21 protein-coding genes are annotated in these 20,170 nt (G+C 48.0%); 11 read left to right on the top strand and 10 right to left on the bottom strand.

The features are described 5' to 3' along the window. Window positions 1-41: 41 nt before the first annotated feature. Genes B5D42_RS07160 through nagA form a run of 4 tightly spaced genes read left to right on the top strand, consistent with a single transcriptional unit; the run spans window position 42 to window position 3,434 of the window. Window positions 42-536, top strand: a complete 495-nt coding sequence (locus B5D42_RS07160) for a regulatory protein RecX (protein WP_078830776.1) — start codon at window positions 42-44, stop codon at window positions 534-536. A gap of 35 nt (window positions 537-571) precedes the next feature. Continuing rightward, window positions 572-1,531 (top strand): lipid A deacylase LpxR family protein, encoded by a 960-nt coding sequence (locus B5D42_RS07155; RefSeq protein ID WP_078830775.1) that lies wholly within the window; start codon window positions 572-574, stop codon window positions 1,529-1,531. A gap of 8 nt (window positions 1,532-1,539) precedes the next feature. Next, window positions 1,540-2,343, top strand: a complete 804-nt coding sequence (locus B5D42_RS07150; protein WP_078830774.1) for an amidohydrolase — start codon at window positions 1,540-1,542, stop codon at window positions 2,341-2,343. Continuing rightward, on the top strand, window positions 2,340-3,434 hold the full coding sequence (gene nagA, locus B5D42_RS07145; RefSeq protein WP_078830773.1) for an N-acetylglucosamine-6-phosphate deacetylase: 1,095 nt from the start codon (window positions 2,340-2,342) through the stop codon (window positions 3,432-3,434). Before B5D42_RS07150 ends, nagA begins: the two co-directional genes overlap by 4 nt. Here the strand turns inward: nagA and B5D42_RS07140 are convergent. The 3 genes from B5D42_RS07140 to B5D42_RS07130 are packed head-to-tail and all read right to left on the bottom strand — an operon-like array spanning window position 3,431 to window position 6,783. Continuing rightward, window positions 3,431-4,936, bottom strand: a complete 1,506-nt coding sequence (locus B5D42_RS07140) for a S41 family peptidase (RefSeq protein WP_078830772.1) — start codon at window positions 4,934-4,936, stop codon at window positions 3,431-3,433. The two genes, nagA and B5D42_RS07140, sit on opposite strands and share 4 nt — an antisense overlap. A gap of 6 nt (window positions 4,937-4,942) precedes the next feature. Beyond that, complete coding sequence (gene thiL, locus B5D42_RS07135) at window positions 4,943-5,974, bottom strand: thiamine-phosphate kinase (protein WP_078830771.1); 1,032 nt, start codon at window positions 5,972-5,974, stop codon at window positions 4,943-4,945. Between the two features lie 32 nt (window positions 5,975-6,006). Continuing rightward, window positions 6,007-6,783, bottom strand: coding sequence for an inositol monophosphatase family protein (locus tag B5D42_RS07130; protein WP_078830770.1), 777 nt, complete (start codon window positions 6,781-6,783; stop codon window positions 6,007-6,009). Window positions 6,784-6,909: 126 nt separating this feature from the next. On the opposite strand from B5D42_RS07130, the gene B5D42_RS07125 reads away from it, so the two are divergent. The 5 genes from B5D42_RS07125 to mtgA all read left to right on the top strand — a co-directional run bounded on the left by B5D42_RS07125 (window position 6,910) and on the right by mtgA (window position 11,195). Further along, entirely contained in the window at window positions 6,910-8,442 is a 1,533-nt protein-coding gene (locus tag B5D42_RS07125; protein ID WP_078830769.1) for a GH3 family acyl-acid amido synthetase, read from the top strand. A gap of 8 nt (window positions 8,443-8,450) precedes the next feature. Beyond that, on the top strand, window positions 8,451-9,080 hold the full coding sequence (locus tag B5D42_RS07120; RefSeq protein ID WP_176112935.1) for a peptidylprolyl isomerase: 630 nt from the start codon (window positions 8,451-8,453) through the stop codon (window positions 9,078-9,080). A gap of 73 nt (window positions 9,081-9,153) precedes the next feature. After that, complete coding sequence (locus B5D42_RS07115) at window positions 9,154-9,810, top strand: LysE family translocator (protein ID WP_078830767.1); 657 nt, start codon at window positions 9,154-9,156, stop codon at window positions 9,808-9,810. A gap of 54 nt (window positions 9,811-9,864) precedes the next feature. Further along, window positions 9,865-10,422 (top strand): hypothetical protein, encoded by a 558-nt coding sequence (locus tag B5D42_RS07110; RefSeq protein ID WP_078830766.1) that lies wholly within the window; start codon window positions 9,865-9,867, stop codon window positions 10,420-10,422. Between the two features lie 50 nt (window positions 10,423-10,472). Beyond that, complete coding sequence (gene mtgA / locus B5D42_RS07105) at window positions 10,473-11,195, top strand: monofunctional biosynthetic peptidoglycan transglycosylase (protein ID WP_078830765.1); 723 nt, start codon at window positions 10,473-10,475, stop codon at window positions 11,193-11,195. On the opposite strand, the gene B5D42_RS07100 is transcribed toward mtgA, so the two are convergent. The 7 genes from B5D42_RS07100 to B5D42_RS17850 all read right to left on the bottom strand — a co-directional run bounded on the left by B5D42_RS07100 (window position 11,185) and on the right by B5D42_RS17850 (window position 18,401). Next, on the bottom strand, window positions 11,185-11,739 hold the full coding sequence (locus tag B5D42_RS07100) for an AAA family ATPase (RefSeq protein WP_078830764.1): 555 nt from the start codon (window positions 11,737-11,739) through the stop codon (window positions 11,185-11,187). The two genes, mtgA and B5D42_RS07100, sit on opposite strands and share 11 nt — an antisense overlap. Beyond that, complete coding sequence (gene pnuC / locus B5D42_RS07095; RefSeq protein WP_176112934.1) at window positions 11,736-12,386, bottom strand: nicotinamide riboside transporter PnuC; 651 nt, start codon at window positions 12,384-12,386, stop codon at window positions 11,736-11,738. The genes B5D42_RS07100 and pnuC overlap by 4 nt, the downstream gene beginning before the upstream one ends. Window positions 12,387-12,456: 70 nt before the next feature. Then, on the bottom strand, window positions 12,457-13,074 hold the full coding sequence (locus B5D42_RS07090) for a DUF4377 domain-containing protein (protein ID WP_394333290.1): 618 nt from the start codon (window positions 13,072-13,074) through the stop codon (window positions 12,457-12,459). Window positions 13,075-13,220: 146 nt separating this feature from the next. Further along, on the bottom strand, window positions 13,221-14,723 hold the full coding sequence (locus B5D42_RS07085) for a hypothetical protein (protein WP_078830761.1): 1,503 nt from the start codon (window positions 14,721-14,723) through the stop codon (window positions 13,221-13,223). Between the two features lie 85 nt (window positions 14,724-14,808). Next, a complete protein-coding gene (locus B5D42_RS07080) occupies window positions 14,809-15,714 on the bottom strand; it encodes a phosphate/phosphite/phosphonate ABC transporter substrate-binding protein (RefSeq protein ID WP_078830760.1) in 906 nt (301 codons plus the stop codon). Between the two features lie 94 nt (window positions 15,715-15,808). Further along, on the bottom strand, window positions 15,809-18,157 hold the full coding sequence (locus tag B5D42_RS07075; RefSeq protein WP_078830759.1) for an ATP-dependent helicase: 2,349 nt from the start codon (window positions 18,155-18,157) through the stop codon (window positions 15,809-15,811). A gap of 76 nt (window positions 18,158-18,233) precedes the next feature. Beyond that, a complete protein-coding gene (locus B5D42_RS17850; RefSeq protein WP_176112933.1) occupies window positions 18,234-18,401 on the bottom strand; it encodes a hypothetical protein in 168 nt (55 codons plus the stop codon). A 104-nt stretch (window positions 18,402-18,505) separates the two neighbouring features. Between B5D42_RS17850 and B5D42_RS07070 the strand changes: the two genes are divergently transcribed. Together B5D42_RS07070 and B5D42_RS07065 are read left to right on the top strand one after the other, a co-directional pair. Next, window positions 18,506-18,739 carry a helix-turn-helix domain-containing protein gene (locus tag B5D42_RS07070; RefSeq protein WP_078830758.1) on the top strand — a complete coding sequence of 78 codons (234 nt, stop codon included), beginning with the start codon at window positions 18,506-18,508 and terminating at the stop codon, window positions 18,737-18,739. A gap of 233 nt (window positions 18,740-18,972) precedes the next feature. Further along, window positions 18,973-19,632: a response regulator transcription factor gene (locus B5D42_RS07065; protein ID WP_078830757.1), complete on the top strand. Its 660-nt coding sequence runs from the start codon at window positions 18,973-18,975 to the stop codon at window positions 19,630-19,632. Window positions 19,633-20,170: the final 538 nt, after the last annotated feature.

Below are 20,170 nucleotides of genomic sequence, written 5' to 3'. Positions count from 1 at the left end.
CCGGCAGAAAATTACTTGGCGATATTCAGTTATTTTGCCTCATGTTCCCGCGAAAACAGCAGACCCGGCTTACCCCTGAACAGGCGCTTCAGAAGATCAGGCATTATTGTGCCTACCAGGAACGCGCGCACCAGGAAACAAAGGAAAAACTGTATGGAATGGGGTTGTCTAAAAAAGATGTGGAAACCCTGTTGGCTCAGCTTATAGAAGAGGATTACCTGAACGAATCGAGGTTTGCGACCCAGTTTGCGGGCGGACATTTCCGGCTCAAGAAATGGGGCCGGCAGAAGATCGTATATGAGCTGAAACAGAAGCGGGTGAGCGATTACAATATCAAAGCCGCACTTAAAGAGATACCCGAAGAAGATTACCGGCAAACGCTCCGGAAACTGGCCGAGACCAGGTGGAAAGCGCTCCGCGGCGAGCAATACCTGGTAAGACAGTCGAAAACCACCACCTACCTGCTCGCAAAAGGCTATGAATCCGCACTGGTTCAGAAAGCCGTAGCCGCCTGCCGCGCAGCCGGAAAAGAATAGTTGTATCTTCAGGCCCCAAGGAAAGGAGATAGTCAATGAAATACCTGCTGGTTTTCTGTTGTTGCATTCATATATCGGTAGCTTTCGCGCAGAAAAAAAAGAATGTTTTTTTCAATAAGGAACTTTCGTTTGTAAACGATAATGATGCATACCTCCTGCAATACAAGGATGCCTATTATACCAACGGACTGTTCTTTCGTTATGCCGCGGCATCGGGCACTGAAGACAAAAAGAAGATCCGGGCGCTGGAGCTGGGCCAGATGATCTACACACCGCTGGAAAGAAATACGCTTGCCGAGGTGGACATCGACAGGCCTTACAGCGGCTATCTTTATCTCAAATACCTGCAAACTACATTCAGGCCGAAGGAGGATGCAATATTACAATGGTCTGCCGCTGCCGGCATGATCGGGGAATCTTCACTGGGTGAAGAAGTACAGAACGGCTATCACCAGCTTTTCCGTTACAGCCGTTTCAAAGGCTGGCGTTACCAGGTCAGGAATGATATTGCGCTGGATGGTTCGGTGCTGTATGCAAGAACACTGCCGCTGCGTTCAGACTGGTTTAAAATGGTTCCCGCGGCACAGGGAAATATAGGCACCACTTTCCTCAATGCCCGGCTCGGTACCTACCTTTGTGTCGGTGCTTTTGAACGGAACGACCGTTCGGCGCTTTTTGCATCGCGCATCGGTAAAAACACAGCATCATTGCAGCGTAAGGCAGAATTGTTCTTTTATACTTATCCGCACCTGGTTCTGCAGGGCTATAATGCAACAATACAGGGCGGATTATTGCATAAAGGAACCGGTGCCGTTCTGGGAGATATCCGCACACTGATGTTTGAACAGAATACCGGGGTTTGTTATGCGCAGGGGCGATGGACTCTCAGACTGGAATATGTTTACCAGACCAGGGAAGCCCGGCTGCAGCAGACAGATCAGCAATACGGATCCATACAATTCGCTTACCGGTTTCAAAGCCGGCCGGCATTATAAATAAAGAAATGGCAAACCTGCTTACTTTTTCACTGGTACAGACCGCACTTCACTGGGAAGACAAAGCGGCTAATCTCGCGATGCTGCGGAAAAAGATCATGGACATTAATGAGCGCACAGAAATAGTGGTACTGCCCGAAATGTTCAGTACCGGCTTCAGCATGCAGCCCGGAAAACTGGCAGAGACCATGGATGACGAAACGGTGAAATGGATGAAAGATCTCGCGGCGGAAAAAAAAGTTGCACTCACCGGCAGTCTCATCATCGGGGAAAACGACGCTTATTATAACCGTTTATTGTGGGTACTGCCGAATGGACAAACCGGCTATTACAACAAGCGTCATCTTTTTGCATTTGCAGGAGAAGACAATCACTATACCGCAGGAAATCAACGGCTGATCGCGCAGGCAAAAGGCTGGAAGATCAACCTGCAGGTTTGCTATGATCTGCGTTTCCCGGTATGGGCAAGACAACAAACTACAGAAACACCTGAATACGATGTGCTGATCTACGTAGCCAACTGGCCCCAGCGGCGCAGTCATGCATGGAAAACCCTGCTCATGGCAAGAGCGATAGAAAACCAGTGTTATGTAATTGGTGTGAACAGGGTTGGTGAAGATGGTAACGGCATTTACCACAGCGGCGATACCATGGTAATAGATCCGCTTGGCGAAATATTATACCAGGTAGCAGATGAAGAAGCCGTGCATACCATCAGCCTGGATAAAGACCGGCTGACAGAGATCCGTGAAAAATTTCCTTTCTGGAAAGACGGCGATTCTTTTATCATAGAACAGAACAGGCAATCATGAACGAGAAAAAATATTATGCAGCCCGATTATTCACCGGAACAGCATGGCTGAATCAGCAGGTTGTTACGGTTCGCGACGGACAAATTATTAAGATCACTCCTGCAGGAAATGATGAGGATGTTTCCGCACGTTTTGAAATAATGGCACCGGCGTTTATCGACCTGCAGATTTATGGTGCACGGGAAAAACTATTCTCCGTTTACCCGGAAGCAGCTTCTCTTCAGGCACTGTATGAACATTGCCTTGAAGGTGGTACTTCACATTTTCAGCCAACCGTTGCGACCAACTCTTACGAGGTATTTTATAAATCGATCGATGCGGTCCGTGATTACCGGAATAACGGTGGCAGGGGCTGTATCGGTCTGCATATTGAAGGCCCGTGGCTCAGCCCTGTGAGAAAAGGCGCTCATATTGAGTCGTTCATTCACAGCCCTTCTGTTGAGCAGGCCCGCAACTTGCTGGAATATGGCAAAGGCGTGATCACTATGATCACCCTGGCGCCCGAGGTATGCAGCAAAGAAGTGCAGGAACTTGTACACAGCTATGGCGTAAAGATCTCCGGCGGCCATAGTAATGCTGCCTACGAAGAAGCGCTTGCGGCTTTTGATGGGCTGGTTCATACAACCACCCATTTGTACAATGCAATGAGCCCGTTACAACACCGGGCACCGGGTATGGTTGGCGCGATCTTCAATCATGCAAACGTCATGGCAAGCATTATACCTGATGGCTACCATGTTGATTTTGCAGCGGTACGCATTGCCAAAACGATTATGCAGGAAAGACTTTTCGTGATCACGGATGCTGTTACCGGCACCACCAGTGGTCCGTATCCGCATCAGCTGGCCGGTGATAAATATGAAGCCGGCGGAATTCTCAGCGGCTCTGCACTCAGTATGGCACAGGCTGCAAAGAACCTGGTAACGCATACAGGGTCAACTGTTGAAGAGGCATTCAGGATGTGCAGCCTTTATCCTGCCAGGGTAATGGGAATGGAACAAACGATGGGTAAGATCGAAACGGGTTATCCTGTAAACATTGTTTGCCTTAACGCGCAGCTGGAAGCGGATACGGTTCTCACGGAAGGTTAATGCACGCTGACTGCTGCATTACTTTTACTGATCATTTCCTTAATGACTTCTATCTTAAGGTCTATACCTTTTTTAATGGCTTCCGAAGATGGATTAATGACAATGTCCGGAATAATACCATGTCCTTTAGGCCTCGCGGCATCCATTACCAAACGGTACATCGGTAAACTTATTTGCAAACCACTGTTGGGAAGCGTGATCACCGGAATATGCATGGCAGAATTGCCGTAATATCCTCCGCCCGTTTCTTCACCCACTATTTTAATATTCGACTGACCCTGTAATGTAGCGATGCACATGGTTGCGGCTGAAAAGGTTAATCCGCCCTGCACCAGGTATACATTACCGTTGAAATGATTTCTTGTTTTGGGCTTGAAATAATGACGCTCGTAACGTCCTGCGTGGATCAATCCGTCATCGGCCTTGTGTGCCGTAAAACGCATGGCCAGCCAGTAAGTCCAGACCGGTTTGATATAACGGCCATACCTGAAACTCCTGCTGATGGCTGTTACACTGTCTCCTATTTTAAAAGCGGTATCTGCAAGATAGCGGGTTAGTGTAATGCTGTTACCCACATTACCACCGCCGTTTTCACGCATGTCGATCACAAGGTTTTTGATGTGCTGCTTACGCATGGCTTTGAAAGACCTGCGGAAGAAGCTGCGTAACCGGCCTCCTGTAAATGTGGTAAGACGGATGAACGCCGTGCTGCTGGCTGTATCGATCACCATCGCTCTTTTATTGAGCAGGTTGGCCTGGCGTAATTGTTTTCTGGTTGGCTTGCCGGGTGGAAATGGTCGTGCCGGAACAACAGCCCTGCGGCTCTGTGCGCTTGTGTCCGGACTGAAGCTCTTAATCACCGTTGTTGCTTCATGCCCGGCTGTATCAATGTAAGAGATGGTGTAAGTGCTGTCGATGCCCATGATGGTTTTAAGCCAGCCTCCGAAATTGCCGCTGATGAGCTGGCTTTTGTAGTTGTCTGCATAACCATCCGTGCTGATGAATCTGAAAATAGTATCGAGCAGGAAGCGGTTGCTCATGCCGTTGATGCCGGTAATTACTGTTCCGCGTTTAAAAATGCTGTCTTTCGGTAAAATGCTGGATAATATTACCAGGCTATCCTGCCAGGTCTTGATCGATAACGGGAATACGGGATAACGGAAAGCCGGCGCTACTTTTCCATATGCTTTAGAGAAGCGGACGGCGGTATGCCCGCAGCGGATCTTGCTCACCAGCCAGGCTACCTTGTTCTTGAACTGAACTTCGTTCAGAGAGTCGGTGATGCCACTGATCACATCATTGAAACAGGCGTCCAGACTGTCTTTACTGATATACCAGTACAAGCTCGGGTGATTGGCTTCGAGGATCTTTTTAAGCAGCGCCACATCTTCCTGCAGCGGCTGCGCCGGCATTTTGGGAAGCGACTGTGCAGGTTGCTGCGCGTTGACGGACAGCATGCCCGACAGTAACAGCAACCACAATACAAACGATCGCATCCTCATAGCTGTTTATTTCTGAAACGCATTCCAGCCCTGGGCCGTGATGTCGAAGGTATTGCCACCCTTGGTGAGTAATTTGGTTCCCTCTTCAGGGTCGGTCATGTAACCTATCACGCTGATGTCTTCGTTCAGGGTGATCTTCTCGTGGTCTTCCTGGCGTAAAGTGAAGATCAGTTCATAATCTTCCCCGCCGTTCAGTGCGCAGACTGTGGGATCCAGGCCGAATTTATATGCGGCTTTGCGGCTGTCTTCGGAGAGCGGCAGTTTTTCTTCATAGATCCTGCAGCCCAGTCCGCTCTGCCTGCAGAGATGCAGTACCTCGCTGCTGATACCATCGCTTACATCCATCATGGCTGTAGGAACAATATTATTGGCAGCAAAGAAATCAACGATCTCCTTCCTCGCTTCCGGGCGTAATAACCGCCCTACGATATAACTTTCGTTTTCAAGATCGGGTTGTATCTGTGGATTTTCGAGGTAGATCTTTTTCTCCCTTCCCATCAGGGTAAGGCCCAGGAATGCACCGCCTACATCGCCGCTCACGCAGATCAGGTCTCCTTTTTGCGCGGTGCTTCTTTTTACAAATTTATCCGGAGCCACTTCGCCGATGGCGGTTACTGAAATGATAAAACCTTTCTGCGAAGAAGAGGTGTCGCCGCCGATCAGGTCCACGCCGTGTTTTTCGCAGGCAATGTGCACGCCTTCGTAAAACTCGTCCAGCGCTTCAAGACTGAACCTGTTGCTGATGCCGATACTGATCGTAAGTTGTGTTGGTGTGGCATTCATTGCATAAATATCACTGAGGTTTACCATCACGGCTTTGTAGCCGAGGTGTTTCAGCGGTGTATACATCAGGTCGAAATGAATACCTTCCAGTAAAAGATCCGTGGTAACAACGGTTTGCCTGCCGAAATGATCGATAACGGCAGCATCGTCGCCAACGCCGAGTACGGTGGATGCATTATGTGTTTCAAAATTGCGCGTAAGGTGATCGATCAGACCAAATTCACCCAGCGTTGCTATTTCTGTTCTGTTTTCCATGTTCACAGGTTCATTTAAAATTGAGATCGGGATTATACGTTTCCGCCATTCACTACTTTCAGCAGCTCATCGTGGATCTGCCCGTTGGTGGCAATGATATGCGGCTGATAAGGGGAATAGGGATTGCCCGCGAAATCGGTTACTTTTCCACCCGCCTCTTCTACAATCAGGAAACCTGCTGCACTGTCCCAGGCTTGCAGCTTATGCTCATAAAAACCATCGAACCGGCCGGCTGCAACCCAACAGAGATCAATAGCGGCGCTTCCCAGTCTTCTTACCGGAATTCCTTTCCTGATCAGTTTTTCAAAAACCTGTAACGGGCCGTTTTCCATATCGAGGTAGGTGTAGGGAAAACCGGTAACCAGACAGCTTTTGATCAGGGAGCTTTTCTTGCTCACATGGATCCTTTTATCGTTCAGCGTTGCGCCGAATCCGCGTTGGGCAAAGAACAGTTCATTCATGAACGGATTGTAGACCGCACCGAGGATCATGTGCCCGTCCTGCTCGATACCAATACTCACACAGCAGATAGGAATGCCGTTTGCGAAATTAACGGTGCCGTCGATAGGGTCGATGATCCATTTGTAGGAAGAGTCCTGTATGATCTCGCCTGTCTCTTCGCTCAGGATGAAATGTTCTGGATAATCTTCGCGGATCACTTCAAAAATGGCTTTTTCGGCAGCATGGTCTGCTTCCGTTACCAGGTTATTGATCCCTTCCTTATTACTGATCTCGAACTGACCGTTAAAAAAATGCAGTAATTGTCTGGCCCCGGCTTCTGTTGCTTTGAGTAAGGTCTGTTTTAACATGCTGCAAAAGTAATCAAAAGGCTGAACCGGTACAGAAAGCAAAGCGAAGGAGTGGTAATTTAGCTTACCCGGATACCTGTTTAGCTGAATTGCGCTAAATTTGTATATTCTAAACGGGCTCTAACGATGGCTATATTAGATATTAAACTACCCAACAGCATCCTGAAGGCATTAAGGCTTCCGCAGAATAATCCGCGGCGTCAGCAACTGAAAGTGCTGCGTAAGTTACTCCGGAAAGCCCGTTTCACTGCATTCGGACAGCAATACCGGTTTGATGAGATCCTGCTCAGCAAGCATCCCGGTAAGAAATTCCAGGAACTGGTACCAACCTTCAATTATAACAAGATCTACAACGAATGGTGGAATAAGACCCTCGAAGGGATCCCGGATATCTGCTGGCCCGGCAAGATCCGCTATTATGCGCTGAGCAGCGGAACCAGCGAGGCATCGAGCAAGTATATTCCTATTACCAACGATCTGCTGCGGGGTAATAAGATGGTCATGATCAAGCAGCTTCTGAGCCTGCGTACCTATGAAGATATTCCGTACAGTTCTATCGGTAAAGGCTGGCTGACATTAGGCGGCAGCACCGAATTGGAAAAAGGCGCGGGTTATTATGCCGGCGACCTGAGCGGGATCACGGTAAAAAAATCCCCTTTCTGGTTCCAGCCATTCTATAAGCCGGGAAAAAAGATCGCGAAGGAAAAAGACTGGAATAAAAAACTGGAAGAGATCGTTGAAAAAGCACCGCAATGGGATATCGGCTTCCTGGTAGGCGTTCCTGCCTGGGTGCAGATGCTCATGGAAATGGTGATAGAACGCTACAAGCTGAACAATATCCACGAAATGTGGCCTAACCTGGCTTTTTTCGTGCATGGCGGCGTGAGCTTCGAGCCCTATAAAAAAGGATTTGAAAAGCTGCTGGGCAAACCGATCACCTATATCGAAACCTACCTCGCCAGCGAAGGGTTTATTGCTTACCAGGATCGTCAGAATGCCAAAGGCATGAAACTCGTCACCAGCGAACATATTTTCATGGAATTCGTCCCGTTCGATGATAGGAATTTCGATTCAGCCGGCGATATGGTGGAAAACCCTGAAGCACTGATGATCCACGAAGTGGAAGAGGGAAAAGATTATGCACTGCTCATCAGCACAACTGCCGGCACCTGGCGTTACCTCATCGGCGATACGCTTCGTTTTACAGACAAGGAAAAATGCGAGATCGTGATCACGGGCCGCACCAAACATTTCCTCAGTCTTGTAGGCGAGCACCTCAGCGTGGAGAATATGAACAAAGCCGTACAGATGGTGAGCGAAGAACTCAACATATCTATTCCGGAATATACCGTAGCGGGCATTCCGTATGATAATTTCTTTGCCCATCACTGGTATCTTGCCTGCGATGATGCCGTTGACCCGGCCGTTCTTGCCGAAAAAATAGACCAGCGTTTAAAAGAACTGAACGACGACTATGCGGTAGAAAGAAAGAGTGCACTGAAAAAAGTATTGCTGGATGTTTTACCCGAACAGCAGTTCCTCGATTTCATGCATTCCAAAGGAAAAATGGGTGGTCAGCACAAATTCCCGCGTGTACTTAAAGGCAAACTGCTCGAAGAATGGCAGCAATTCCTGAAAAAGCAACTGGTAACCTCTTAACCGGGCACATGAAAAAATTCCTTGCCTGTATCATGATGCTAAGCTGCATGCTGCACCTGCAGGCACAGGTGCCTGAAGCAAGCGTGCTGAAGCTGAAAGCGCCTGAAACGTTCAAAGCACTGTTCAAAACAACGAAAGGGAATTTTACTATTGAAGTATACAGGAAATGGTCGCCGGCAGGGGCCGACAGACTTTATCAACTCATCAAAACGGGTTTCTATAACAATAATATGCTGTTCCGCGTGCAGCATGATTATGTAGTGCAGTTCGGGATAGCGGACAGCAAACCGCTGAATAAATTCTGGGACCCCAAAAAATTGCCCGACGAACCCGTAAAAGCCAGTAATACCAAAGGCGTGATCTCTTTTGCACGCGGCGGCAGTAACGACAGGTCGACACAGCTGTTCATCAACATGATCGATAACCGCGTGCTCGATACCGTGAAAAGACAGGATCTCAGGGGCTATACACCCGTAGCACGGGTGGTGGCTGGTATGGATATTTTATATCGGTTAACCAATAAATACGGAAGAAGTACGCTGGCCATCCAGGATTCCGTGTACAAATACGGAAATAGCTACCTGGCCCGCAATTTTCCGGGGCTTGATAGTATTATAACCGCAACGTTGCTGGACTGAATTTTAAAGAACGGGTATAAATGCCTGTTTTTTCAGAATTAACCACTTATTTTCGGTTTGAATAATTGAGCGAATGACTGCAGCACTCATCAAAGGACTGTTATTAGGATTGATACTGAGTATTTCAGTTGGGCCGGTAATCTTTGCCATCATCAAGCAGAGTATTAACAATGGCCATAAAGCAGGTTATATATTCGTGGCAGGCGTTTCTGCAAGCGATATCCTGCTGGTAGTGGTCTGTAATCTCTTCACGGCATTGTTTGCAAGAGCGCTCACGCACCAGACTTTTATCGCCGTGGCGGGAAGTGTTTTCCTGGTAGGTGTGGGTATTTATACTTTGTTTTTCAAAAAAGTCTCAACAGACGAAGAGAACCGCATCGCCAACAAGAAATTCCGGAAGCGCGACATGGCAGCTATTTTCCTGTCAGGTTTTTTCATGAACATGCTGAACCCGGCTGTGTTCCTGTTCTGGTTTGCCTGGACGGCCGCCATTCTCGCAGATTCGCAAAGTGCGCCGCATCCTTTCGAGTACAGGTTGATCGTATTTGGAACCTGCCTGTTGTTTGTGCTGCTGGCCGATATCCTGAAAGTAGTACTGGCCGGAAAACTGCGTTCGAAGCTGACGCCGAGGAACCTGCATTATATCAATAAGATCTCAGGGCTGATACTGATCGGCTTTGGGATTGCATTATGCTGGGGTATCCTCACCTATGGCGATAAGCTTAAATAGCTTTAACGTTCTCTTATCATAACAGAACAACACATAGTTTTTATCTTTCCGCCAATGAAACTGCTAATCGCGCTTTTTCTTTGCGCCGCAACCATCACGGTATCTGCACAGAATGACCTTCTGGTACTTAAAAAAAAGGACCAGACCATTCAAACCTGGGTTCGCGGAAGTTTTATCACTTTTCAGTTCAGCAGCAAACAATGGATCCAGGGCCGTATTAAACAGATCTGGAACGATTCTCTCCTGATAGACCAGCAGAGCGTGGTCATGGTTCCCAACCAGTTTGGTTTTCTGAACGTTGATACGCTTCATATGGGATTGATGAAGCTGCATGTGAAAGAGATCTATGGCATGGAAAAAAGATCAACCGGTGCCAGCATTTTCACCAATGGTGCGTTGCTGCAGATCGGAGGCGGTGGTTATATTTTCCTCAACATCATGAACAGCCTGATCAAGAAAGACCAGGTATTCAGTTCAAAAAACCTTACAGGGATAGGGGTTGCAGCAGGTGCATTCCTGGTAGGCAAACTGCTTGAGATAAGTCATAGCCCTTACATAGTGCTCGGTAAAAAATACCGCATGGAAATTCTTAATATGTCAGTCAGCAAATAGTATATTGCACCACACCCCGACTTCACCAGAGCATAGTTCGGCCTCACCCTATGGCAAAGAAAAAAGCATCAAAATGGAAACGTTTCTGGAAATGGACCTGGCGCGTATTGCTGGTCATGTTTCTCTCTTCGCTGCTCTATACGCTGGTGTGTAAATGGCTGATGCCTCCGATCACACTTACGCAGATCGGGAATTCATTTTCTTATGGATTGAAAAGAGATTATGTGGGCTGGGATGAGATCTCTTATAATGTGAAACTCGCAGCTATTGCCAGCGAAGACCAGGCATTCCCCGATCATGGCGGGTTCGATTGGGATGCGATTGAAAAAAGCCTGAAGCCAAAGAAAAAAGGAAAGAAAACAAAGATTCCGCTGGGCGGCGGCGCCAGCACTATTACCCAGCAGGTAGCTAAAAACGTTTTTCTCTGGCAGGCCGGCGGCTTTACCCGTTACATACGGAAGGTACCCGAAATGTATTTTACTAAACTGATAGAGTGGACCTGGGGTAAAAAACGGATCCTGGAAGTATACCTCAACGTAATTGAAATGGGACCGGGCATATTCGGTATTGAAGCGGCATCACAGAAGTATTTCAGCAAGCATGCGAAAGACCTCACCCGTGCAGAAGCGGCTATGATCATTGCCTGTTTACCCAACCCGAAAAAATTCTCCGTAAAACCTGCAAGTACCAGGGTGGCCTGGCGTTATCCGCAGATCGTACAGCAAATGCATAATATTGAAGACGATCCGGATATACAGGCGATTATCCGTTAGTATTTAATAATGCATCAACAGCAGAGATCGCCGTTTGTAACCTTTGGTCATAATCACCTGAAATATCGATCCAGGGCACGGGTTGGTTAATAAGCAGGTCCTTGTAAATATGGTACAGCTCACGGCGCGGTTCTTCATCGGGGTATTCCCTCAGTTCATCTGCAACCCAGGGCAGATCAACATTGCAAAAAAGGTACAGATCATAACGGCGGGAAACGATCTCATCCAGAATGAACTGGTGACATTGGCCGAAAACATATTCGCACCATACTTTCATCACATACATATCGGTATCGATAAACAGGATGGGTTGCTGAGGTGGATTTTGATTATCTTCTACCTGGCGCAGGTATTCTTCTTCAAGCGACAATTGCCCGCGTGCGATGGTCTCAAGGTCTTCAAATGTGTAAGCGGTACCGTTCTTCAGCAGGTATTCGCGTGCAAATTCCGGGCACCAACGCGTTTGATAATGCGCGGCAAGTTGTTCTGACAAAGTGCTTTTGCCGGTTGATTCTGGTCCTATGATAACTATTTTCCTGGTCATGGCCTGAGTGCTGTTACCGGCTGATGTTGTTTGGCGCGTTTGTTCCATTCGATCAGACCGGCTACTGCAAGCACGAGCAGAACGAGGAACTGAACGCTGGTAAACACATAGCCCTTGATAAAATACAAAGGTATGGATGCAATATTGGTAGCGATCCACCAGATCCAGCTTTCTACTTTTTTCCTGGCCATCAGCCACATGCCGGTATAAGCCGTTGCGCTCGCAAATGCATCGGCCCAGGGAATGGCTTCAGGCGCAAAATCTTTTTTCAGCCAGGAAAGCGCGGAGAAGATGGCAATATAAAAAGCAGCAAAGAATGCCAGCTGACCTGTCCATTGCCTGCCGCTGCTTTTGGAGATCTGTAATACGTTGCTGTGAGAGACCTGGTCCTTTTTACTCCAGAGTATCCAGCCATAAATGCTTACAATCGTATAATAAAGGTTAACACTCGCTTCACCCAGTAAGTGCCCTTTCAGGCTGAGATAGATATAAATAGTTGTGTTGATGAGGCCAACCGGATAAACAAGGATATTTTCCCTGCGGCTGAACCAGACGCTGGCAATGCCTGCGATCACGGCAATAAATTCTGTAAACGAGGTTTGTTGCAGGCCGGAAATGAACTGCCGGCCAACTTCAGCAATATCCATAGTTGAAAATAATTGCAGCAAGGTACGGAATCGGAGCTGATGGGAGAATTGCGGGCAGGCCACAAAGTATTTATCTGCCGGCCGGAACGAGAAACTGAAGCAGCACATTGTTTCCGTTCAGCAACTGCAGTACTGCACCTTTAACGGCAAAGCGATCGCTTGCAGCAAGGTATTGCATGAAGAGGTCGGCCTGGTCATTTTCTGCACAGGAGGCATGTGTAGTAGCCAGAGAACCGATCCGGATACTGCCATTTTCTGTGGTGCTTACCGTGCCTGCATACCGGTTGCAATTATTGTTTCCCGAAATACGCCCGTTGGCGAGGTCAAAATAAATATCGGGCACACGAAGGCTGCCAACGCCTTCGAGCCGGCCGTTATAACTGATCTTATCCAGCGCGAGTATCTGCTGATCGGGGATGGATCTTGCAGCCGCCTGTGTGCCTGTTGTTTTTTCCTTGGAAAGTACCCGCAACAGGTAATACCTGTAAGGATTTTGTGATGAAAGAGGCTGTACAAGATCGGGTCTGATCACTTCCAGTTTATAATTGTATCCCTCTTCATAATTGAAGCCTTTGATGCCGGCATAAAAAAGTGAATAAGGTGCATCCGGCTTTTCCTTTACCTGCAGGCAGGTGCCTGAACCTGAAAAGGAGCATCCGGTTTTTTTGTCGGCTACATATAAGGTTATTTTCTGTGCATTCCCCGTCCGCATGATCAACAGGAGTAGCAATAAGAATATTGTTTTCATAAATATTCAGTTTAAGCCACTACCCCGGATAGGACAAACCCTGTGCCACAACGGCAACTTCTCATTTTTTTAACAGCATGGGAAATCTATTGACCAAAATAATAGATAGCACCGTCGGCAAAGGTTTTCAGGTTTAAAAGCCGGCGATGTTTTTTAATGATGTCAATATCGATCAGGTCGGGATCGTTGCCTTCATCGAGCATGATAACAGTGAAGCGCGGGTGTGAAAGCAGGATACCAAGTTCGGATTCGATATCGCGGTGGGGAAGACGATAAGTATAGATGCCGCAGAGAAACCAGATGGCATCGGTGGCATGCGCAAAGACTATTTCATTTGCAGCAGGTTTATGGTTACGGATATAACCGATTGTTTCGGATTGCGCCCAGGAATCTTCCGTATAACCCGGTATGCCCGCATCTTTAATGCCATTCCAGGCAGCACTGTTCTGCTTGTACTGATGAATATGAAAGGATGTATACAGGCAAAAGCATATCGTCAGCAATGCAATCTTTCTGAACCCGGAAAGCTTTGTAGCAGCAGTGTAACCCCAACCGGCAAGCATCAGCAGCATGGGTATATATACAGGCAGTAAAAGCCGGTTATTCAATTCTTCAAATCTTGAAAAAGTTGCTACAATCAGCATAAAGGAAGTGTAAGCAAGAAAAAAAGCAGCGGTTAGTGTCTGATAAGAACTGTAAGACTGCTGCTGAAGCCATCTGTATACAACAACACAGCCTGCACCCAGCAAGAGCAACGACAAAAGGAGTTTGCCGGTTAATTCAATATTCCATACCGGTAACCATTCACTCAATGTGACGGCGATACTGTTCATGTTATCCGGAAAACTGCTCAGGGCCGGTTCGCGTGCGCCGGTAAGTGTTCCGCTGACCTTATGGTTATGCAGCAGGTTCAGGGCAACAGGGATGATAGCGATAAAATTGAAAAGCAGGCAATGCCAAAGCCTTTTACGCAGGCCGTTTTCCGGGTCGGCCAGTAAAAGAATACTGCCCGCTCCCAGCAGAACAACACCCGCATAACGTGTAAGGACCGCCATCGCTGCGATCAATGCCAGTACAATAAGCCGACGTAGCTGATGCGTATGGAGATATCCGCGAAGCGCGATAATAAATGCCAGCGATAAAAAAACGAACAGCGTCTCCGACCATAACATGGAATACACCTGCAATACGCCGCGCGTGCATACGATGGCAAAGAGAATGGCCAGCTTCAGCCACCAGCTTTTGCTGATGAATCCGTTTAAGATATGATTGGTGAGAAAGAGAATGCCGGTCAGTAAAACCTCGTTCAGTATGGGTGCAAACTGCAGAATGCTTTTTCCTGTCAGGAATAAAATGCCCGCCAGTAAAGCAGGATAGCCTGCAGGAAAGATAACCATTGCTTCACCTGTAAAATCAGCGATCCTGCCGTGCAGCCGGATATTTTCTGCCGTGGTAAGATATTCTACCGAATCTGGTGAAATGCCGATCCCGCTATGGGCCATCAGCAGCTTAAGTGCAGTGATGGCTATAATAGCTGCTAAAAAAGCGGGTGAATAACGAAGAAGATTGCGATAGCTCAGTTGCTTCATCTTGACATGGCAGGTTCCGTTTATAGGATTGCTGTACAATAAAAATAAAGCCCTTCGGTAATTTAAACGAAAAAACTATCCGGCATTAATTGGCAAACCTGCGGAGGATCTCCTGCAGGTAGACCGGGCTGCCCAGCGTGCTTTTAAAAGGTGTATAAAAATCAGCGTTGATGGATATATAATGCGTGGCCTGCTTGGCTTCGCTCCAGCCGGCTTTTACAGCGGAAAGCGCGGGCTCATTCGTTTGCTCAAGTGTAAGGAAACAATCCACGATCTGTTGCTGCTGTATGGGGGAAAGTCTTTTGTTGAGCAACACCGGTCCTAGGGGAATTTCCGGCGAAAGCCAGATCTGTTTCAGCTGTTTTGCCCTGGCCGGGTCTGCCTGCAGTTTTTCATATTCGGTATGACCCATTGCTGCAATATCCGTACTGTCTTTCAGCAGCAGTTCGATCGCCGCAGCATGATTACCGCTATAACCCCATTTCCTGAAAGACTTTTCCGGGTTATTGATGCCTGCGCCGCTGAGTGCCAGCCTGGGTACAAGGTTGCCGGAAGTAGAGCCTTCGGCCACAAAGTGCATGCGCATTGTTCCGGCCCTGGCCGGCAGATCGCTCAATGTTGTAACGGGTACGTTTGCTCTTGCCGCGATCACTGTTTTATAATTATCCTTTGCATCTGCTTTTACTTCCAGCGCCAGTCTGGGCAGCATGGGAAATGATTTATCTGAAGCCTCCAGTAAGAGAAAGCCAAATGTATTGATCAGAGCAATATCCACTTCGTTGTTGCGGATGGCATCGATGAATTCATGAACTGTATTGTAGCTTTTTACAGATACGGAACTCCCCAGGGACTTTTCCAGCTGTTGCCCCAGCGGACTGATATTGGCAATCCTGTCATTGGTAGCATACCTGTAAGTGGCAAGACGGATGGTCTGGCTGGTTACGCTGCAAATGCAGAGCATGGCAAAGAGACCGAGCAATACTTGTTTCATCCCGCAAAAATAACAGGTAGAAAAGCTGTAGAAGGCCTTGCCCCACTTGTTTACATGAACGGAAAACAGACCTGCTGAATGGTGATAAACCGGCTTACTCCACGATCCTGAGTTTGGCGTAATTCAGCATGATCTTCTTTTCGCCGTTATGCTCAAACTGGATGGTTGCAACCGGGTTATGTGCCGAGCCTTCGATCGATGCTATTTTTCCAAAACCGAACTTCTGGTGTTCAACCCGCTGACCGGCCTGCAGTTGTGAAGTATCGCTTGCAACAAAATCCGCCGAAGGCTGGTGTGTTACCACTTTGCTCTGAGGTGGCGGTGGCATATATTCCGGTCGTTTCTGTACAGAAGGTTTTTTTGCGGGCGGCGGTCCGTATCTTTTTTCGGCAGAAGCCGCTGTATTGCCAAACCCGCGCTGCATACGTTCGATGCCGCTTCCCCACTCGCTGCCTGCGTGGTTTCTTGCACCACCACCGGCGTAGGATCTGTCGATATACTGATCGGGCATTTCTTCGATGAAGCGGCTGGGGTCGTTCTGTACCAGCTGACCGAAACGATAACGAGAATTGGCATAACTAAGCCAGAGACGTTGTTTGGCGCGGGTTACGGCCACATAGAACAAACGGCGTTCCTCTTCCAGTTCTTCGCGTGTGTTGATAGACATGCCGCTGGGGAAGATGCTCTCTTCCACGCCGCCTACAAATACGCAGCCGAACTCGAGGCCTTTTGCAGCATGGATGGTCATCAGTTTCACCACATCACTGTCTTCCTTGTTTTCGTCTGCATCTGTCAGCAGTGTGATCTGCTGCAGGTAGGCACCGAGAGATTTATCACCAACTTCGCCGTCTTCGTTACCCGGACTTTCTGTCCACTCTTTAATAGAGTTCAGCAATTCCTGCACGTTCTCGTAGCGCGCGAGTCCTTCAGTGGTTTTATCGTTGAACAGTTCCTTTATAATATTGGTGTGTTTACCTACCTGAACCGCTACATCATACGCATTCTTTTCTGCGAGCAGGCTCTGGAAATACCGGATCATGGTAACGAAGTTCTGCAGCGATTCGAGCGTGCTGCCTTTGAAGCCTGCGGTACCTGCCTGCTGCAGCACATCGAACATGGTCATGTTCTGTTCATTGGCAATGATCACGCATTTTTCAATGGTGGTTTTACCAATACCACGCACCGGGTAATTGATGATCCTTTTGAGCGCTTCCTCATCACGGGTATTCGCAATTACACGTAAGTAAGCGAGTACATCTTTTACTTCCTTGCGCTGGTAGAAGCTGGTGCCGCCGTATATGCGGTAGGCGATACCCATACGGCGCAGACTTTCCTCGAAGGCACGGCTCTGGGCATTGGTGCGGTAAAGAATAGCGAAGTCGCTGTTATGATAATGATTCCGGAGTTTTTGTTCCTGTATGGTGTCTGCAACGAAGCGGCCTTCGTCATTGTCGGTCATGGTACGCACCAGTTTGATCTTTTCCCCGTGTTCATTTTCGGTCCACAGGTTTTTGGGTATCTGGCCTTTGTTATTACGGATCACTTCATTGGCTACGCTGATGATGTTCTGGCTGCTGCGGTAGTTCTGTTCCAGTTTCACCACTTTCACATCATCATAATCTTTCTGGAACTGCAGGATATTCTCGATCGTAGCGCCGCGGAAACTATAGATACTCTGTGCATCGTCGCCCACCACACAAATATTCTCATGCACTGCTGCCAGGAGTTTGGTGATCTGGTACTGCACCGTATTGGTATCTTGGTACTCGTCGATCATGATGTATTTGAACTTATGCTGGTATTTATGCAGTACTTCCGGGAAGGTGTTCAGCAGTTCATACATTTTCAGCAGGAGATCATCAAAGTCCATTGCACCGTTCTTGAAACAGCGGCTGGCATAAGCTGCATAGATCTGTGCAATTGCGGGCCGGTTGGCACGCATGTCTTCCTGCTGGATATAATGGGTGGTAGCATATTCAGCCGGGCCGATGAGTGCGTTTTTGGCAGAAGAGATACGGCTGCCTACAACATTGGGTTTATAATGCTTATCGTCGAGATTCAGTTCGTTCACTACTGTTTTGATCACGGAACGGCTGTCGTCCGTATCGTAAATGGTAAAGCTGTTCGGGTACCCGATCCTGTGGGCTTCACCGCGGAGGATCCGTGCGAACACGCTGTGGAAAGTGCCGATATAAAGATTACGGGCTTCGGAGTTGCCGAGGATCTTTTCGATCCTTTCTTTCATTTCAGCTGCTGCTTTATTGGTAAATGTGAGCGCGAGTATATTGAATGCATCCACGCCGCTGGCGAGCAGGTGTGCGATACGTGTTGTCAGTACTTTTGTTTTTCCGCTGCCGGCCCCGGCAACGATCATCAGGGGGCCGTTGATATGTGTAACTGCCTCCCGCTGAGGCTCATTCAATCCTTTCAGGTAATCTTGCATGGCTGCAAGTTAATCAGATGCGCGCAAGTGACATGCACACGTTGAAAAGTTATAGCGATGATTTAACGGATGGTTATCAGGCCTGTGCAGCAGTACGCTCCTTGCCGCGTGCGGCGTAGGGCAGTTTTTTCTTTTTGCCGGAAATCTGCAGGATCAATCCATAAAGAATGGTATCCAAAGCCTGTTTGGATAATCCCTGAAGGCCCTCGAACGGGACCACCTGCTGTTTTTGCTTCAGTAACATGACTGTCTTTAAAGTATATTAATCGCTAATATAAAGACAATTTCTCAAATGACGTATGATCATACGTCATTTATTTTTTCCGATGCGTTGACCTTGGTCGTCTGATGGAAAAACGGGAGAAAATATTGTCTGGACTGGCGCATGCGGTAAATACTGCGCGCAGGAATGCAGGCATGAGTATCCGTCAGCTGGCCATCGCTGCCGATCTGGAATATAGTCTTGTGCAACGCATCAGCAAGGGAAAAGTGAACATACAGTTTACCACCCTGGTGGCCCTGATAGAAGCGCTGAATATGCGGCCTGAGGAATTTTTCGCCCGTTATGAAGTTGCGGAATAGCTGCAAACAGGGCATTTCAACCGAACTGCGCGGTATATACCTAATAAAAAATATATTACTCTTTCAAAATCAGGTATAAATACCTATTGACAAGCTCTTATTTTTAAGACAACTTGCAGTTTACAAACCGACTGCATGCTTCAACACCATCTTTTTATTTTCCTGGGCCGGGAGCTGTTGATCCGGAAGGGTTGCCTGTTTTCATTTTTTACCATCAAACCCATTGATACCATATGGAAAAACCGAAGATCAGGGTGCTGATTGCAGATGATCATATAATCTTCCGTACCGGATTAAAAAGCCTGCTGCTTTCCATGCCGCAGATAGAGTTGCTGGGCGAAGCTTCGGATGGCAGCGAGCTGGTGTCGCTGGCACAGCAGTTGTTCCCTGATGTGATCCTGGTAGATATTATCATGCCTGTGATGGATGGGATACACGCTACCCGTGAGTTATGCCGCAGTATTCCCGGCTGTCGCATCATCGCACTCTCGGTTTCAGGCCAGGAAAGTATGATCATGGATATGCTGGAAGCCGGCGCACTTGGTTACCTGCTGAAGAATGCAGACAACCAGGAGATTGAAAATGCGATCTCGGCCGTATACCAGCACAGGCCTTATTTCTGCAAGGAGATAACGGGGAAGATCACGGAAGTGATTGCCAAGTATCAGTCTGGCGATACCAGTTTCCTGATCACCTTTACAGATCGGGAAAAAGAGATCATTCACATGATCTGTGAAGAATATACCAGCAAAGAGATCGCGCGGCTGCTTTTTCTCAGCAAACGCACCATCGAAGGTCATCGTACACGTATTATGAATAAAATGGGCGTTAAAAGTATCGCAGGGATTATTACTTACGCGCTGGAAAAGGGGCTCTATAAGGTTGACTCCTGATTTTCCTGTTCGGGGCTCAACAATAAAAGTGTGCGGTTAAAGGCGAGTTGAAGGGCGTAAGCCTGTGGCTTTTGCTGTGAGTGAATGTTTGTGTAATCGGAATGCACCAGCCATTGCTTGGTCGCCTGACCACGTGTTTGGAAGAATTTATAAGTCTGCCAACTTTAGAAAGAGCAAATGAGTGCTGCGCGGAGTTCCCTCCGGGAGACGTCGGAGACAGTGTAAAATCGGTGTGGTTAACCATTAACCAAAAGATCCTACCAGTCTTTGCAGAGGCACCTCTTTGGGTTCGGTACCAAGCGTAGCGCAGGTAATCGAAATGATGCGCAGCACATTTCGATAGAGGCCAAAGCAGCGCCGGCGCAAAGACGAGGCCCCAGCGGCCTGAGCGACACAGATGCCTGCGCCGTCTGACGGTTGAAATCTAAGCAGCTTTAGAAATCGCAAGTGCGTGCTGCGCTGAGTCCCCTTCGGGAGACATCAGCGAGAGAACAAAGACGAGGTCAGCGGCCTGAGCGACAAATGCCGGTGCCCGCCT

This window comes from Sediminibacterium ginsengisoli (assembly GCF_900167075.1).
GTDB lineage: Bacteria > Bacteroidota > Bacteroidia > Chitinophagales > Chitinophagaceae > Sediminibacterium > Sediminibacterium ginsengisoli.
Note: the sequence above shows the minus strand (reverse complement) of the source record. Positions and strands in the feature narration are given on the sequence as shown.